The sequence below is a fragment of the Sphingomonas profundi genome (genome assembly GCF_009739515.1).
Taxonomy (GTDB): domain Bacteria; phylum Pseudomonadota; class Alphaproteobacteria; order Sphingomonadales; family Sphingomonadaceae; genus Alterirhizorhabdus; species Alterirhizorhabdus profundi.
The window spans coordinates 2,648,453-2,662,804 of sequence record NZ_CP046535.1; the positions used below are offsets into that span (position 1 = coordinate 2,648,453).

Consider the following 14,352-nt stretch of genomic DNA (forward strand, 5'->3'; position numbering starts at 1 on the left):
GAGATGGCGAGGCATTTACCGTGCTCCCACGCGCATTATCCCAGTGGATGGAGACGCTTGTCGGTTACGTCCGCTCGGGTCGCCCTGATCTTACGAATCGCCAGATGGCGCTGCTGCTGGCCGTCTATCTCACGCCCGGCCCGCATACCGTGCGCGGGCTGGCGCACCTGCTCGGCGTGTCCAAACCGGTCATCACGCGTGCCTTGAACACGCTGGGCTCGCTCGGCTATCTGCGCCGCGAACGGGACGAGTCCGACCGGCGCAACATCTTCGTCGCGCAGACGGACAGGGGGGCGGATTTCCTTGCGGGCTTCGGGAATCTCATCGATGGCGAGCCGCAGCCGGCCAACGACAGGACGCGTCACGTCGCCGTCGGCTGAGCGCTTCCAGCTTTCCGGCCCCTCGGTCCACCTCGATCCGCGCACGCACGCGGTGCGTCGCGACATCGCCGACATCAGCCTCGCCGACCGGGTCTTCGCGCCGCACTACGCCGCACCCGAACGATGCGCCTGCGCCGCGACGGCCGCGATGCTGCGGGCGGCGCCCCATGATGACGCGGTCGCCGTCTCGCAGATCGCCCGGGGCGAGGGTTTCGCCGTCGTCGATCAGTCGGGCGGCTGGGCGTGGGGCTATGGCGATCATGACGGCTATGTCGGCTATGTGCGGGCCGATGCGCTCGGGCCGACCGCACCCGCCAGCCACTTCGTCGCCGTCGCCGCCGCGCCGCTATTCGCCCGCGCGGACATCAAGGCGCCCGTCCGCGCCACCTTGGGCATCGGCGCGCGCATCGCCGGCGGGCAGAGCGGCGACTTCATAGAGACGGAGGCCGGCTTCGCCCACCGCCGCCACCTGATCGCCGCCGGCGCGCGCGAGGCGGACTGGGTGGCCGTCGCCGAGCGGCTGCTCGGCGCGCCCTATCTGTGGGGCGGGCGCGGCGACGGCGGGATCGACTGCTCCGGCCTCGTCCAGCGCGCGCTGGGCCTGGCCGGCATCGCCTGCCCGCGCGACAGCGACCAGCAGCGCGCGCTGGGCGGGGAGATCGCGGCCGGCGACACGCTGCGGCGCGGCGACATCATCCTGTTCACCGGCCATGTCGGCCTGATGGTGGATGGCGATCGGCTGATCCACGCCAACGCCTTCTGGATGGCGGTGACGGTCGAGCCGCTCGCCGCCGTCGTCGCGCGCGGCGCCGCGATCGTCGCCCGGCGGAGGATATCGGCATGACCGCAAAGGTGTTCATCGACGGCGCCGCCGGCACCACCGGCATCGAGATCCACGAGCGGCTGGCCGGCCGTCGCGACATCACGCTGATCGCCATCGCCGACGATCGGCGCAAGGATCCCGCTGCTCGCGCGGAGGCGCTGAACGCTGCCGACGCGGTGATCCTCTGCCTGCCGGACGATGCCGCGCGCGAGGCCGTATCGCTGATCGCGAACGATCGCACGCGCGTGATCGACGCCTCCACCGCCCACCGCACCGATCCGCGCTGGACCTACGGCTTCGCCGAGGTCGCGCCCGGCCGGCGCGACGAGCTGGCGCGCGCCACGCGGGTATCGAACCCCGGCTGCTATCCCACCGGCTTCCTCGCCCTCGTCGCACCACTGGTGCGCGCCGGCATCGTGCCGCCCGCCTTGCCGCTGAGCGTGAACGCCACCTCCGGCTATTCGGGTGGCGGCAAGGCGATGATCGCGGAGTTCGAGGCGCCGGGCGCCGACGACGCGGCCACCGGCTTCCGCATCTACGCCCTCGCCCTCGGCCACAAGCATGTGCCGGAGATGCAGGCCCATGCCGGGCTGGCGCATCCGCCGCTGTTCATGCCGGCGGTGGCGCGCAGCTATCGCGGCATGCTGGTAGAGGTGCCGCTGCACCTTTCGCTGCTGAACGGCACCGCCGGCGATATCCGCGCGGCGCTGGCCGATGCCTATGCCGGCAGCCGGATCGTGCGTCTGGCCGGGGCCGACCCCACGCTGCTGACCCTGGAGCAGTGCGCCGGCACCGACCGCCTCGACCTGTTCGTCTTCGCCAACGAGGCGCTCGGCCAGGTGCGGCTGGTCGCCGCGCTCGACAATCTCGGCAAGGGGGCTGGCGGCGCGGCGGTGCAGAACCTCAACCTCGTGATGGGGCTGGAGGAGACGGAGGGGCTGCGCCTCTAGGCGCTCCCCACCCGCCGTCAGTGCGCCGTCCAGCCGCCGTCCAGGCTGATCGCGGCGCCGTGCATGTAGGGCGACATGTCCGATGCCATGAACACCACCGTGCCGACGATCTCCTCCGGCGTCGCCACGCGGCCGGCCGGCATGCGGCTCATCAGCGTCGCATTCTGGGGCGCGGCGGGATCGAAGCCGGCCATCATCGGCGTCAGCACGATGCCGGGAGAGATGGCGTTCACGCGGATGCCGTGCCGCGCATAATCCACCGCCGCCGCGCGCGTATAGCCCAGGATCGCGTGCTTGGCGGCCGTATAGTGGGCGGACAGGCCCAGCGCGAGGTGGCTCTGCGCGGAGGCGTTGTTGACGATCGATCCGCCACCGCCCTGCCGCATCATCTGCGCGATCTCATATTTCAGGCACAGGAACATGCTGCGGATGTTGGCCGCCATGCTCCGCTCGAAATCCTCCTCCGAGAGGTCGGCGAGCGGGCCGAAGCCGTGGAAGGCGCCGGCATTGTTGAACGCCACGTCCAGCCGGCCGAACCGTTCCACCGCCGTGGCGACCAGCGCCTCGACATCGGCCGCCTGCGACACGTCGGCGCGCACGAACAGCCCCTCGCCGCCGGCCTCGCGGATCAGGCGCTCGGTCTCGCCGCCCTCGTCCTCGCGACGGCCGCAGAGCACCACGCGGGCGCCCTCCTTGGCGAAGCCCAGCGCCACGGCGCGGCCCATGCCGCTGCCGCCGCCCGTCACGATGGCGACCTTGCCGTCCAGCAGCGGCCCGCTCATGCCGCCGCTTCCGTCTTCAGCGGCAGCATGTCGGCGCGCTGATAGGTGCGGATGGCGTCCAGCTCCACCAGCGGATCGCCGGTGCCGTCCCACGCCTCGTGCGCGCGGCGCCACACGGCGAACAGGCCCATGATGTGCGGCGGATCGCCGTGGATCTCGGTGAAGCCGCCGTTCAGCGCGCGCGTGTCGAAATAGGCGGCGTTCACCTCGTCGGCGTATAATTCGGTCGCTAGTTCATAGCCCAGGTTCAGCCAGCGCTGCCGCTCCGCCGCGAAGTCGGAGACGAGATAGGCGATGTGGTGGAAGCCCTCCTCGCCGGCCGCGTACATGTCGCGATAGATTGACGGCTTGTCGTCATGCTGCTGGATGAACTGGATCATCATGTCGCCCAGATAGCCGAAGGCATAGGAGACGTCGGCCTCCACGTCCTGCCCGCGATAGCTGAACTCCTCGGTCTTGTGGTGGCGCACCATGAAGAAGGGGCCGGCGCCGAACGCCTCCGCCCACTGGCGGCAGCTGGCGTCGATGTCGTTGACGAACCAGGCTTGCTGGAAGAGGTCGCGCTTCATCGGAATATCTCCTCGGGCGGGATCAGGGCAGCGTGTGCATGCCGCCTTCGAGCATGAAGGTGGAGCCGGTGATGTAGTCGGAGCCCGGCCCGGACAGGAACACGGCCAGCGGCCCGGCATCCCGCTCCGGATCGCCAAGGCGGCGCATCGGGATCTTCTCCTTCAGCGCCTCCACGAAGTCCGGCCGCGCCGTCTTCCACGCGTCGAACGCGCGCGTCTCCAGCGCCGGGTTGATGATGTTCACGTTGATGCCGTGCTGCCCCCACTCGCGCGCGGCGGTGCGCGATATCGCGCGGATCGCCTCCTTGGTGGCGTTGTAGCAGGTGTTGCCCTCAAAACCGATCTGGCCGGAGCTTGAGGCGAAGTTGATGATCTTGCCGTATTTCTGCGCCTTCATGTGCGGGAACACCGCCTTCATGAACCACAGGGAGGCGGTGGCGCCGGTGCGGAACGTATATTCCCACTCGTCCTCGTCGGTATCCTCCACCGCCATGAACACGGTGGAGGCGCGCGGCGCGGCCTCCGTGCCGAAGCCCTGCGCGTTGCTGATCATGATGTGCACGGTGCCGTAGGTGTCCACCGCCTGCTGCACGCACGCATAGACCTGGTCGCGCTGGCCGACGTCGCAGGCCACGCCGATCGCCTCGCCGCCCTCGGCGCGGATCTCGTCCGCCACCGCGTCCACCGTGGAGCGCGTGCGCGAGGCGACGACCACCTTCGCCCCCTCCCGCGCCAGCGCCAGCGCCATGCCGCGGCCGATGCCGCGCCCGGCGCCGGTGACGATAGCCACCTTGCCGTCGAGAGTCCTCGCCTCCATCACCCGCTCCTATGTGCCGCCGTTTAGATTATGCGCTTGTTGTATAAACAAGCGGCCGCCGGTCAACCGCGCCGCGGCCTCTCACTTGTGGCAGGTGGGGCGGGGCTCAGCCCTCGGCGCGCCGGCGGCGGGCAGGTGCCTCCGCCATGCGCGGCCACGCCCGCTTCATCACGTCTAGCTCGGTCGCCAGCATCGCGCGCTGCTTGGCCGGCGGCCACGCCGCCGGCTGCATCACCACGAAGCTCGCCAGCCCGTTGACGAACATCTGCAGCCGATCGGCGTGGAAGGCGAGATCGAGATGGTCGGGCAGCTCGCCGCCGGCCTGCGCGCGCTCCAGGATGCGCAGGAACAGGCCGCGCGTGCCTTCCGTGCCGGCGATCCGCTCGGCGGCCAGGCCGGCATCCGCCGTCGCCTTGCCCCAGAAGCCGAACCAGGCCTGCCAGTCCGCCAGATTGGCCGGGTTGATCGGCAGCAGCGTCTCGAAGCAGCTCTGCAGATCGGCGCCGTCGGCGAAGGCGGCCTCGATCATGGCGATCGCCCGGCTGCGGATCGTGCCGTAGGTGAAGGCCATCAGATCGCGCTTGTCGCGGAAGTAATGCGAGACGATGGTCGAGCTGAAGCCCGCCTCCCGCGCCACCGCGCGCACCGTCACCGCCTCCAGCCCGCCGGCCGCCACCATGCGCCGCACCACGCCCGCGATCAGGCTGCGGCGTTCATCATGGTCGACGATCAGCGGCATGCGTCGATATTCCCCCCGGGGCTGCGCGCACGCTGCCGCGCGGAGCGAAGGCCCGCGCCTAGCCGAAAGCAGAGTGAGGCGGAAGGCGGCTGCGCGTCTATCGATGCCGCGACAACGGATGGAGAGCGGGCGACATGATCCACGGTATCCACCACGTCGCGATCCACACCGCCGATCTCGACCGGCTGGCCGCCTTCTACCGGGCCGCCTTCGGCTTCGTGCCGGCCACGGACGAGATCCGCTGGGCGAACGAACCCGCGATCGACGGCGCCATCGGCGTGCCGGGCTCCGCCGCGCGGGCGCTGATGCTGCGCGCCGGCACCTGCCATGTCGAGCTGTTCGAATATGCCGCCCCGCCGCCGCGCGAGGGCGCGCCGCTGCGCCCCAATGATCGCGGCTACACCCACTTCTGCGTCGACGTGAGCGACATCGCCGCGGAATATGACCGGCTGGCCGCGCTCGGCATGCGCTTCGCGCAGGATCGGCCGGCCGATTTCGGGCAGATCAAGGCCGTCTACGGCTACGATCCGGACGGCAACGTGATCGAGATACAGGAGGTCGCGGCCGATCATGATTTCGCCCTTGGCCGGCTGACGGCGCTCGACACGACGGCGGCCTGACGCCCGCCCCGAAGGAGAGTTGCATGTACGATCTCGTCATCCGCGGCGGCACCGTGATCGACGGCACCGGCGCGCCCGGCTTCCGCGCCGACGTGGCGGTGGCGGGCGATCGCATCGCCGCGATCGGCACGCTGGACGCGCCCGCCGCGCGCGAGATCGACGCCACCGGCCTGCTGGTGACGCCCGGCTGGGTGGACATCCACACCCATTATGACGGCCAGGCGACGTGGGACATGCTGCTCGACCCGTCGTTCAGCTCCGGCGTGACGACCGCGATCCTCGGCAATTGCGGCGTCGGCTTCGCCCCCGTCCGCCCCGGCAGCGAGGATCGGCTGATCGAGCTGATGGACGGCGTGGAGGAGATACCGGGGTCGGCGCTCAGCGCCGGCCTCGCCTGGAACTGGGAGAGTTTCCCCGATTTCCTCGACGTGCTGGACAGCCGGCCGCGCAGCTTCGACATCGGCGCGCTGCTGCCGCACGGCCCGCTGCGGCTCTACGTGCTCGGCGACAAGGTGGGCACCGACACGCCGGCCGACGCCGCCGAGGTGGCGGAGATTGCGCGGCTGGCGGACGAGGCGATGGCCGCCGGCGCGTTCGGCCTCTCAAGCTCGCGCACGCCCGTGCACCGCACCTCGCGCGGCGCGATGACGCCCGACTATGACGCCGACGAGGCCGAGCTGACGGCGCTGGCCGAGGTGGTCGCGCGGCGCGGCGGCATCATGGAGTTCGCCCCCGAGGGCCTCGTCGGCGAGGATCTGGACGGGCTGAAGCGCGAGATGGCGCTCTACGATCGCATGGTCGCGCGCACCGGCGTCAACGTCCACATGCTCGTCCTCCAGCCGAACCTCTATCCGGATTACTGGCGCGAGCAGCTCGACTGGGCGGAGCGGATCACCGCGTCCGGCAAGGCGCGCGCCTTCGCGCAGGTCAGCGGGCGCAGCATCGGCGCGCTGCTGAGCTTCTTCGGCACCCACCCGTTCATGGAGCGGCCGGGCTTCCGCGCGGTGAAGGCGCTGCCGCGCGACGCGTGGCTCGATGCGCTCGCCCGGCCCGAGGTGAAGGCCGGCATCCTGGCCGAGACGGATCCCGAAGGCAGCTTCGGCGCCTTCCTGAACGCGCATTGGAACCGCTGCTACGATCTGGGTGAGGAGGGCGATTACGAGCCGGACGAGAGCCGCAACATCGTCGCCCTCGCCGCCGCGCGCGGCACCACCGTGCAGTCCGCCGCCTACGACATGATGCTGGAGACGAGCCGCCATCCGCGCCTGCTGCTGGCCATCAACAATTACGACGACAGCGGGCTGGAGCATCTGCGCGCGCTGATGGAGCGGCCCGGCGCGGTGCTGGGCGCGTCCGATGCGGGCGCGCACGTGATGACGATCTGCGACGGATCGATGAACAGCTTCATGCTGATCCACTGGGGCCGCGATCGCCGGCGCGGGCCTACCCTGCCGGTGGAGACGATCGTGCGGATGATGACCAGCGACACCGCCGGATCGATCGGCATCGGGGATCGCGGCCGCATCGCCGTGGGCCTGCGCGCCGACCTGAACGTCATCGATTTCGAGCGGCTGGCGCTGAGCCCGCCGGCCGTCGTCGACGATCTGCCCACGGGCGCCAGCCGGCTGCTGCAGCAGGTTTCCGGCTATCGCGCCACGATCGTCGCCGGGCAGGTGACGCGCGAGCACGACCGGCCGACCGGCGCGATGCCCGGCCGGCTGCTGCGCCGGCAGTGACGACGCCGGCGATGACGGCGCGGTGGTGACTGCGGGCGCTGGCGGCCTGGCGATAGATGCGGGCGACGTGCGGGATGCCGCCCGCCTGATCCTGGGCGCGGCCGTGCTGACGCCGCTGCTCGAATATGCGCCGCTCAACGATCGGCTCGGCCACCGCGTGCTGGTGAAGTTCGAGGGCGCGCAGCATACCGGATCGTTCAAGTTCCGCGGCGCCTACAACCGCCTCGCCCGCCTCTCCCCGGCGGAGCGGCGCGCCGGCGTGGTCGCCTGGTCGTCCGGCAACCACGCACAGGGGGTGGCGGCAGCGGCACGGCTGCTCGGCATGCCTGCCACGATCGTGATGCCGGCCGACGCGCCCGCCGTGAAGCGCGCCAACACCCGCGCGCTCGGCGCCGCGATCGTGCCCTACGATCGGCTGACCGGATCGCGTGAGGAGATCGCGACGGCGCTGGCGCGGGATCGCGGCGCCACCCTCGTCCCCTCGTTCGACGATCCCTGCGTCATCGCCGGGCAGGGCACGATCGGGCTGGAGATACTGGCGCAGGCCGACGCGGCCGGCGCGCGGATCGGCCGCGTGCTGGTGTGCTGCGGCGGCGGCGGCCTCGTCGCCGGCATCGCCACCGCGATCAAGGCACAGGCGCCCGCCATCGCGATCCACCCGGTCGAGCCGGCCGCCTTCGACGACACCGCCCGCTCGCTCGCCAGCGGCCGGCGCGAGACGGTGCCCGCCGATGCCCGCTCGATCTGCGATGCGCTGCTGGCGCCGAGCCCCGGCGCCCTCACCTTCCCGATCAACCGCGCTCTGCTCTCGGCCGGCCTCACCGTCACCGATGCGGAGGTGAAGGCGGCGATGCGCTACGCCTTTTCAACCTGCAAGCTGGTGACGGAGCCCGGCGGCGCCGTTGCGCTGGCCGCCGCCCTCCACGGCAAGGCACCCCCGGCGGACGGCGCGACGGTGATCGTCATCTCCGGCGCCAATGTCGATCCCGCGGAGTTCGCCGCGATCCTGGGCGAGAACGACGGCATGTAGCGAGTATGCCGCGGGACTCGGCATCCGCCACCCCGCCCGCTAACACGCCCGCATGCACCTGCCGCCCGCCGACCGCTGACCCGATGCGCACGTCGACGATCCGCGCTTGGACGGCGGTCCACAAATATACCAGCCTGGCCTGCACCGCCTTCCTGCTGATGCTCTGCCTCACCGGCCTGCCGCTGATCTTCCACGACGAGATCGACGCGCTTACCACCGCGCCGCATCCGCTCGCCGCCGTGCCGGCCGGCACGCCGCCGCTCCCGCTCGACCGGCTGCTCGCCCGCGCTCTGGCGGCCCGGCCGGGCGAGGTGGCGCTCTACCTCAGCTTCGATACCGATCGGCCGGTGGTGAACGTCACCAGCGCGCCCGCCGCCGATGCGGCGGCGGCGGCCATGCACTTCCAGTCGCTCGATCGGCGCACCGGCGCGGTGCTGCCGCCGCGCGCGGCCGGCGGCGTCACGCAGTTCCTGCTGCGGCTGCATACCGACATGTTCCTCGGCCTGCCCGGCATGCTGTTCCTGGGCGGCATGGGCCTGCTGTTCGTCGCGGCGATCGTGTCCGGCGTGGTGCTCTACGTGCCGTTCACCGCGCGGCTGCCGTTCGGCCGGGTGCGCTTCGGCCGCCGCCCGCGCGTGCGGTGGACCGATCTGCACAATCTGCTCGGCATCGCCACCGCCATGTGGGCGGCGGTCGTCGGCCTCACCGGCACGATCAACACGCTGAGCGGGCAGATGACCGATCTGTGGAAGGCGGATCAGCTCGCCGCGATCACGGCCATGGGCGGCAAGCCGCTGCCGCGCGCTTTCTCGTCGGTGGATGCGGCGGTCGATCGGGCGATGGCGGCGGCGCCGGGCATGCGGCCGCAGTTCGTCGCCTTTCCCGGCGCCGCCTTCTCCAGCGATCGCCATTATGCGATCTTCCTGCAGGGGCGCACGCCGCTGACTCAGCGGCTGCTGGTGCCGGCGCTGGTCGATGCAGGCAGTGGCCGGCTCGATGCGCTGCGGCCGATGCCGTGGTACATGCAGGCGCTGCTCCTCTCCCAGCCGCTCCACTTCGGCGACTATGGTGGCCTCGCGATGAAGATCCTCTGGGCGCTGCTCGATCTGCTGACGATCGTCGTGCTGGCGAGCGGCCTGTGGCTCTGGGCCACGCGCCCGGCGCGGCCGCGCGCGGCGGCGGTGGCGGCATGAGGGAGGCCGCCGGCCCGCGCCGCCCGACCGCAGCGATCCTCGCCGTGCCGGCCGTGCTGGCGCTGGCGACCGCCGCCGGCCTCGCCCTTGGCCTCGCCGGCGACGGCGGCGCGTGGGATGCCGCCGCCGCGATAGGCCTCGGCCTGTCGCCGGTCGCGATCCTGTGGGCGCTGCTGCGCTCGCGCGGGGCATGACGGCGGTGGAGGCGCCCGCCCCGCTCATCGTCTCGGCCATGTTCGGGCGCGCCGACTTCCTGTGGCTCGACGGCATGCGCCGCGCCCACTTCCCGCCGGAACGCAACCAGATCGACGCCCATCTCACCCTGTTCCACCATCTGCCGCCCAGCCTAGAAGGGGAGATCGCCGCCCGCCTCGCCGCCGCCACGCGCGGCGTGCCCCCGCCGGAGGCGACGGTCGACGGGATCATGATGCTGGGCCGGGGCGTGGCGCTGCGCGTCCGCAGCCCGGCGCTGGCGGCGATCCGCGCCGATCTGGCGCAGGCCTTCGCCGGCTGCCTGACGCCGCAGGACCAGGCCGGCTGGCGCCCCCACGTCACGATCCAGAACAAGGTCTCGCCGGCAGAGGCGAAGGCGCTGCACGCGGCCCTCTCCGCCGGCTTCGCCGCGCGCCCGCTGGCCCTGGTCGGCCTCGCCAGCTTCTTCTATCGCGGCGGCCCGTGGCAGCGCATCGCCGCGCACCGCTTCTCGGGCTGAGCCGCCGCACGGTTGCCGCCGGCCGCCGCACCGCCTAACCCGATCGGATGATCGCCGCCCTGACAATCGCCGCCGCCGCCGCTGCCGGCGTCTGCCCCGCGCTGGATGCCGTCGCCGGCAAGCCGACCGATGCCGCGCCCGTGCTGATGGCGTGCATCGCCCGCTCGGCCCCCGGCGGCACGATCGCGCTCAAGCCCGGCCGCTACGCAATCCGTTCGCCGCTCACGATCGACAAGCCGGTGACGCTGATCTCGCGCGGGCTCGCCGCCGCCGCTCCCGCCTGCCGTTCCGCCGGGGATGCGCGGTGCGCCGTGCTGGCGATCGGCCGGATGTCGCTCGCCCTGCCGCACATCACGATCCCGATCGAGGTGCGCGCGCCGAACGTCACCATCTCCCACCTGGCGATCCTCGGCTGGACGCCCGATCCTGCGTACGGCGCCAAGGTCTGCGGCGACAATCGCACGCGGCCCTTGGGCGGCGCCATGCGGGCGAGCGCCGCCGGCTTCACCCTCAACCGCTCGCTGATCCGGGGCGCCGGCTGCTACACCGCGCTGGAGGTGACGACGGCGGCCGACCGCCCGACGCTCACCGGCAACATCATCGGCCCGAACGGCGATCACAATCCGGGCGGCTCGTTCTCGGACGGCATGACCGTGCACGACACCAGCCACGCCACGATCACCGGCAACAGCTTCATCGACAATACCGACGTGCAGCTGATCCTGGGCGGCTGTCGCCAGTGCCGCGTCACCGGCAACCGCTTCCGTCACGGCGGCAGCTTCAAGGGCGCGTCGTTCGCCGAGCTGATGATCCACGCCTGGCCCACCACCAGCGGCCGCTACGACGGCACGGTGGTGAGCGGCAATGATGTGGACTGCGGCCCGGCGCGGCGCTGCGGCTACGGCATCATGATCGGCGCCAGCCCGTGGTACAAGGCGCCCACCTCCGGCGGCGAGGTGTCCGGCAACCGCGTGGCCAACGCCCGCCTCGGCATCAACGTGGACGGGCTGACCGGCCCCATGACGATCCGCGACAATCGCATCGTCACCTCGGGCGGCACCTACGATTCCGCCTGCGGCCGCAAGGCGTGGCCGGCGCTGAACATCGCGCCCAGCTCGCGCGCCTTCGCACGCGGGATCAGCGGCGGCGGCATCGAGACGAGCGGGTGCCTGCTCAACAGCACTCCGGACTGATCACCCCTTTCGCAAGCCGCGCGCGCCGCCTACGATAAGCCGGGTTGCGGGGCGTGGGGGTGCGTGCGGTGGCGTATGATGCGTTGAACGCGGACGAGCGTGGCGGCACCACGCTCAACGGCAAGCCATCCTTCACGATCGATCAGGCCGCCGACCAGCTCACCCGCGCGGGCCGCAGCTGGAGCAGCGATCTCGGTCAGGCGGCCACCGTCACCTACGCCTTCCGCGCCACCGCGCCGGCGGAGATCCCGGCGGACGCGCACGGTTTCCAGCGGTTCGGCGATCGCCAGATCGCGGCGGCGGAACAGGCGCTGACGCGCTGGGCGGAAGTGGCCAACATCCGCTTCGTGCGCGTCAACCCGACCGGCTATTCCGACGACGCGACCATCCTGTTCGGCAACTACACGTCCGGCGCCGACGACTCGACGGCCTTCGCCGTGCTGCCGGGCAACGCCGCCGCCACATCGGCCACCGGCGACGTGTGGGTGAACATCACCGACAGCCCGAACAATAACGTGCTTCTGGGCGATACGGCCGACTACGGTTTCCTCACCCTGCTCCACGAGATCGGCCACGCGATCGGCCTGCTCCACCCGTCAGACTATGATTCCGACGACGCGACCGATCCCACCTACGCCGGCTCCGCCAGCTACGGGCAGGACAGCATCGAATATACGGTGATGAGCTATTTCGACGCGGAGGATACCGGCGCGCGCATACCCAGATACGGGCTGGTTCCGGGCGGGCCGCTGATCGATGACATCGCGGCCGCCCAGCGGCTCTACGGCGCCAACTATGCGACGAACGCCGGTGACACGGTCTATGGCTACAATCCCGGCTCCCCGTCCGCTGCGGGTAGACCGGCCACCTATCTGCAGAGCCGCGACGGAACGCAGCCGGTGTGGGGCACGATCTGGGACGGGGGCGGCATCGACACGCTCAATTTCGCCCTGTCGGACTACGATCAGAAGATCGATCTTCGCGCCGGCAGCTTCAGCAACGTGTACGGCGGCATCGGTACGCTCTCGATCGCGCCGGGCGTTACGATCGAGAACGCCTTCGGCGGTTTTTACAACGATACGCTGATCGGCAACGATGCGGCGAACAGCCTGCGCGGATATGCCGGCAACGATCGGCTGTACGGCGGCGCCGGCAACGACACGCTGACCGGCGACAGCGACAGCGACCTGCTGGACGGCGGACCCGGCATCGATCGCGCGACCTACTACGATTTCAGGCAGCGGTACGGCGTCGCCATGTCCGCCGGCGCCGGCACGGTTGACGGCGGAGAGTACGCCCTCGGGCCAGAGCCCGGCACCGACACGCTCGTTTCCGTGGAGACGATTAGCTTTCGGGACGGCACGCTGACGTTCGACCCGGACAGCGCCTCGGCCAAGGTCTCCCGCCTCTATGACAGCGTTCTCGGGCGCCAGCCCGATCCCGCCGGCAACGATCGCTGGGTGGACGCGATCGAGGATGGCGGCCGCTCGCTCCTCTCCGTCACCGATGCCTTCCTGCACAGCGCGGAGTTCCTCGCCGCGACCGGCAATCTCTCCACCCCCGGCTTCGTCGACTTCCTCTACAACCGCGTCCTGCACCGTGCCGCCGATCCGGCGGGACGCGACAACTGGATCTTCGCGCTCGATCACGGCGCGGACCGCGCGGCCATCCTGAGCGGCTTCTCCGAATCGCAGGAGCATCGCAACATCACCGCCGCCAACGATGCGCGCGGCTACTTCGTCGCCGTTGACGCCTATGAGGCCGTGGCGCTGCTGTATGACAGCCTTGGCCGCCAGCCCGATTACGGCGGACTCATCGCCTGGTCGGAGAGCATCCGCGCCGGCACCACCGTGGCGCAGGTGGCGACCGCCTTCGCCGCCTCGGCGGAGTTCCGCAACAACACCGCCGCGCTCGATAATGGCGGGTTCGTCGACTATCTCTACACCACCACGCTCGATCGCCTGCCCGATCCGGGCGGCCGCGCGGCATGGGTCGGCGCGCTGAACGGCGGCGCCACGCGCGGCGATCTGCTGTTCGCCTTCTCGCAGAGCGACGAGCATTTCAACATGCTCGCCGGTTCCTTCGTAGACGGCATCGATCTGGTCGTCTGATCGGGTGCCGCGCCCCGGAGATCGCCCATGACCGCCGTCATCACCGCCTTCGCCAGCTCGCCCGATCGCGGTCGCGGCCTGGCGCGGGACATGCGGGTGCGCTGGGCGCTGGAGGAGACGGGCGTGCCCTACGAGGTCCGCCTCCTCTCCTTCGCCGACATGAAGATGCCCGAGCATCGCGCGCGCCATCCCTTCGGGCAGATCCCCACCTATGAGGAGGGCGACGTCACCCTGTTCGAATCGGGCGCGATCGTGCTGCACCTTGCCCGGCGCCATAAAGGCCTGCTGCCGGACGACGCCGCCGCGCAGGCACGCGCGATCGCCTGGCTGTTCGCCGCGCTCAACACGGTGGAGCCACCGATCGTCGACCGCGAGGTGGCGACGCTGCTGGAGCAAGGGGAGAGCTGGTACGCCCGGCGCCTGCCCGCGCTGGAGGCGCGCATCGGCACCCGGCTGGACGATCTCTCCGCCGCCCTCGGCGATGCCGAGTGGCTCGATGGGGCGTTCAGCGCCGGCGATCTGATGATGGTGTCCGTGCTGCTGCGGCTACTGGGATCGGGCATACTCGGCGGCTATCCGCGCCTCTCCGCCTACGTTGCCCGCGGCGAGGCGCGCCCCGCCTACCGCCGCGCCTTCGCCGCGCAGCTGGAGGTCTTCACCGCCGCGCAGGAGGCAGGCCAGGCGTGAGGGCACGCGG

The 14,352-nt window shown here is 71.1% G+C and carries 16 protein-coding genes; 12 read left to right on the forward strand and 4 right to left on the reverse strand.

All coding sequences use genetic code 11. From position 1 onward, the window contains the following. Positions 1-47 precede the first annotated feature (47 nt). From GNT64_RS12590 to argC, 3 genes are read left to right on the forward strand one after another with little or no spacing between them, the layout of a single operon-like run. Positions 48-380 (forward strand): MarR family transcriptional regulator, encoded by a 333-nt coding sequence (locus GNT64_RS12590; RefSeq protein WP_156679832.1) that lies wholly within the window; start codon positions 48-50, stop codon positions 378-380. Next, a complete protein-coding gene (locus GNT64_RS12595; RefSeq protein WP_156679833.1) occupies positions 328-1,224 on the forward strand; it encodes a C40 family peptidase in 897 nt (298 codons plus the stop codon). Before GNT64_RS12590 ends, GNT64_RS12595 begins: the two co-directional genes overlap by 53 nt. Next, positions 1,221-2,153, forward strand: coding sequence for an N-acetyl-gamma-glutamyl-phosphate reductase (argC, locus tag GNT64_RS12600; RefSeq protein WP_156679834.1), 933 nt, complete (start codon positions 1,221-1,223; stop codon positions 2,151-2,153). Before GNT64_RS12595 ends, argC begins: the two co-directional genes overlap by 4 nt. A 17-nt stretch (positions 2,154-2,170) precedes the next feature. Here the strand turns inward: argC and GNT64_RS12605 are convergent, their stop codons facing one another. The 4 genes from GNT64_RS12605 to GNT64_RS12620 all read right to left on the reverse strand — a co-directional run bounded on the left by GNT64_RS12605 (position 2,171) and on the right by GNT64_RS12620 (position 5,060). Continuing rightward, entirely contained in the window at positions 2,171-2,935 is a 765-nt protein-coding gene (locus GNT64_RS12605; protein ID WP_156679835.1) for an SDR family NAD(P)-dependent oxidoreductase, read from the reverse strand. After that, positions 2,932-3,504: a VOC family protein gene (locus GNT64_RS12610; protein WP_156679836.1), complete on the reverse strand. Its 573-nt coding sequence runs from the start codon at positions 3,502-3,504 to the stop codon at positions 2,932-2,934. The genes GNT64_RS12605 and GNT64_RS12610 overlap by 4 nt, the downstream gene beginning before the upstream one ends. Before the next feature lie 22 nt (positions 3,505-3,526). Continuing rightward, positions 3,527-4,321, reverse strand: a complete 795-nt coding sequence (locus GNT64_RS12615) for an SDR family NAD(P)-dependent oxidoreductase (protein WP_156679837.1) — start codon at positions 4,319-4,321, stop codon at positions 3,527-3,529. Positions 4,322-4,427: 106 nt separating this feature from the next. Continuing rightward, on the reverse strand, positions 4,428-5,060 hold the full coding sequence (locus GNT64_RS12620) for a TetR/AcrR family transcriptional regulator (protein WP_156679838.1): 633 nt from the start codon (positions 5,058-5,060) through the stop codon (positions 4,428-4,430). A gap of 134 nt (positions 5,061-5,194) precedes the next feature. Between GNT64_RS12620 and GNT64_RS12625 the strand changes: the two genes are divergently transcribed. The 9 genes from GNT64_RS12625 (at position 5,195) to GNT64_RS12665 (ending at position 14,342) form a co-directional block, all read left to right on the forward strand. Then, positions 5,195-5,680, forward strand: a complete 486-nt coding sequence (locus GNT64_RS12625; RefSeq protein WP_156679839.1) for a VOC family protein — start codon at positions 5,195-5,197, stop codon at positions 5,678-5,680. 23 nt (positions 5,681-5,703) lie between these two features. After that, positions 5,704-7,416, forward strand: a complete 1,713-nt coding sequence (locus GNT64_RS12630; RefSeq protein WP_156679840.1) for an N-acyl-D-amino-acid deacylase family protein — start codon at positions 5,704-5,706, stop codon at positions 7,414-7,416. Between the two features lie 22 nt (positions 7,417-7,438). Beyond that, positions 7,439-8,446 carry a threonine ammonia-lyase gene (locus GNT64_RS12635; protein WP_231638990.1) on the forward strand — a complete coding sequence of 336 codons (1,008 nt, stop codon included), beginning with the start codon at positions 7,439-7,441 and terminating at the stop codon, positions 8,444-8,446. A gap of 83 nt (positions 8,447-8,529) precedes the next feature. Then, a complete protein-coding gene (locus GNT64_RS12640; RefSeq protein WP_156679841.1) occupies positions 8,530-9,639 on the forward strand; it encodes a PepSY-associated TM helix domain-containing protein in 1,110 nt (369 codons plus the stop codon). Beyond that, positions 9,636-9,833 carry a hypothetical protein gene (locus GNT64_RS12645; RefSeq protein WP_156679842.1) on the forward strand — a complete coding sequence of 66 codons (198 nt, stop codon included), beginning with the start codon at positions 9,636-9,638 and terminating at the stop codon, positions 9,831-9,833. Before GNT64_RS12640 ends, GNT64_RS12645 begins: the two co-directional genes overlap by 4 nt. Beyond that, complete coding sequence (locus tag GNT64_RS12650; RefSeq protein WP_156679843.1) at positions 9,830-10,351, forward strand: 2'-5' RNA ligase family protein; 522 nt, start codon at positions 9,830-9,832, stop codon at positions 10,349-10,351. Before GNT64_RS12645 ends, GNT64_RS12650 begins: the two co-directional genes overlap by 4 nt. A 47-nt stretch (positions 10,352-10,398) precedes the next feature. Then, the gene (locus GNT64_RS12655) at positions 10,399-11,544 is read left to right on the forward strand and encodes a right-handed parallel beta-helix repeat-containing protein (RefSeq protein WP_197276977.1); all 1,146 of its coding nucleotides are present in this window, start codon (positions 10,399-10,401) and stop codon (positions 11,542-11,544) included. 59 nt (positions 11,545-11,603) lie between these two features. Then, on the forward strand, positions 11,604-13,655 hold the full coding sequence (locus tag GNT64_RS12660; protein ID WP_197276978.1) for a DUF4214 domain-containing protein: 2,052 nt from the start codon (positions 11,604-11,606) through the stop codon (positions 13,653-13,655). A gap of 27 nt (positions 13,656-13,682) precedes the next feature. Then, positions 13,683-14,342 (forward strand): glutathione S-transferase family protein, encoded by a 660-nt coding sequence (locus tag GNT64_RS12665; RefSeq protein WP_156679845.1) that lies wholly within the window; start codon positions 13,683-13,685, stop codon positions 14,340-14,342. Positions 14,343-14,352: the final 10 nt, after the last annotated feature.

What these genes read in the sequence shown, in the direction of transcription:
- GNT64_RS12615 (WP_156679837.1), bottom strand. Translation starts at nt 4,321, where the DNA reads ATGGAGGCGAGGACTCTCGACGGCAAGGTGGCTATCGTCACCGGCGCC.
- GNT64_RS12605 (WP_156679835.1), bottom strand. Translation starts at nt 2,935, where the DNA reads ATGAGCGGGCCGCTGCTGGACGGCAAGGTCGCCATCGTGACGGGCGGC.
- GNT64_RS12650 (WP_156679843.1), top strand. Translation starts at nt 9,830, where the DNA reads ATGACGGCGGTGGAGGCGCCCGCCCCGCTCATCGTCTCGGCCATGTTC.
- GNT64_RS12625 (WP_156679839.1), top strand. Translation starts at nt 5,195, where the DNA reads ATGATCCACGGTATCCACCACGTCGCGATCCACACCGCCGATCTCGAC.
- GNT64_RS12595 (WP_156679833.1), top strand. Translation starts at nt 328, where the DNA reads ATGGCGAGCCGCAGCCGGCCAACGACAGGACGCGTCACGTCGCCGTCG.
- GNT64_RS12640 (WP_156679841.1), top strand. Translation starts at nt 8,530, where the DNA reads ATGCGCACGTCGACGATCCGCGCTTGGACGGCGGTCCACAAATATACC.
- argC (WP_156679834.1), top strand. Translation starts at nt 1,221, where the DNA reads ATGACCGCAAAGGTGTTCATCGACGGCGCCGCCGGCACCACCGGCATC.
- GNT64_RS12655 (WP_197276977.1), top strand. Translation starts at nt 10,399, where the DNA reads ATGATCGCCGCCCTGACAATCGCCGCCGCCGCCGCTGCCGGCGTCTGC.
- GNT64_RS12620 (WP_156679838.1), bottom strand. Translation starts at nt 5,060, where the DNA reads ATGCCGCTGATCGTCGACCATGATGAACGCCGCAGCCTGATCGCGGGC.
- GNT64_RS12610 (WP_156679836.1), bottom strand. Translation starts at nt 3,504, where the DNA reads ATGAAGCGCGACCTCTTCCAGCAAGCCTGGTTCGTCAACGACATCGAC.
- GNT64_RS12630 (WP_156679840.1), top strand. Translation starts at nt 5,704, where the DNA reads ATGTACGATCTCGTCATCCGCGGCGGCACCGTGATCGACGGCACCGGC.
- GNT64_RS12665 (WP_156679845.1), top strand. Translation starts at nt 13,683, where the DNA reads ATGACCGCCGTCATCACCGCCTTCGCCAGCTCGCCCGATCGCGGTCGC.
- GNT64_RS12645 (WP_156679842.1), top strand. Translation starts at nt 9,636, where the DNA reads ATGAGGGAGGCCGCCGGCCCGCGCCGCCCGACCGCAGCGATCCTCGCC.
- GNT64_RS12590 (WP_156679832.1), top strand. Translation starts at nt 48, where the DNA reads ATGGAGACGCTTGTCGGTTACGTCCGCTCGGGTCGCCCTGATCTTACG.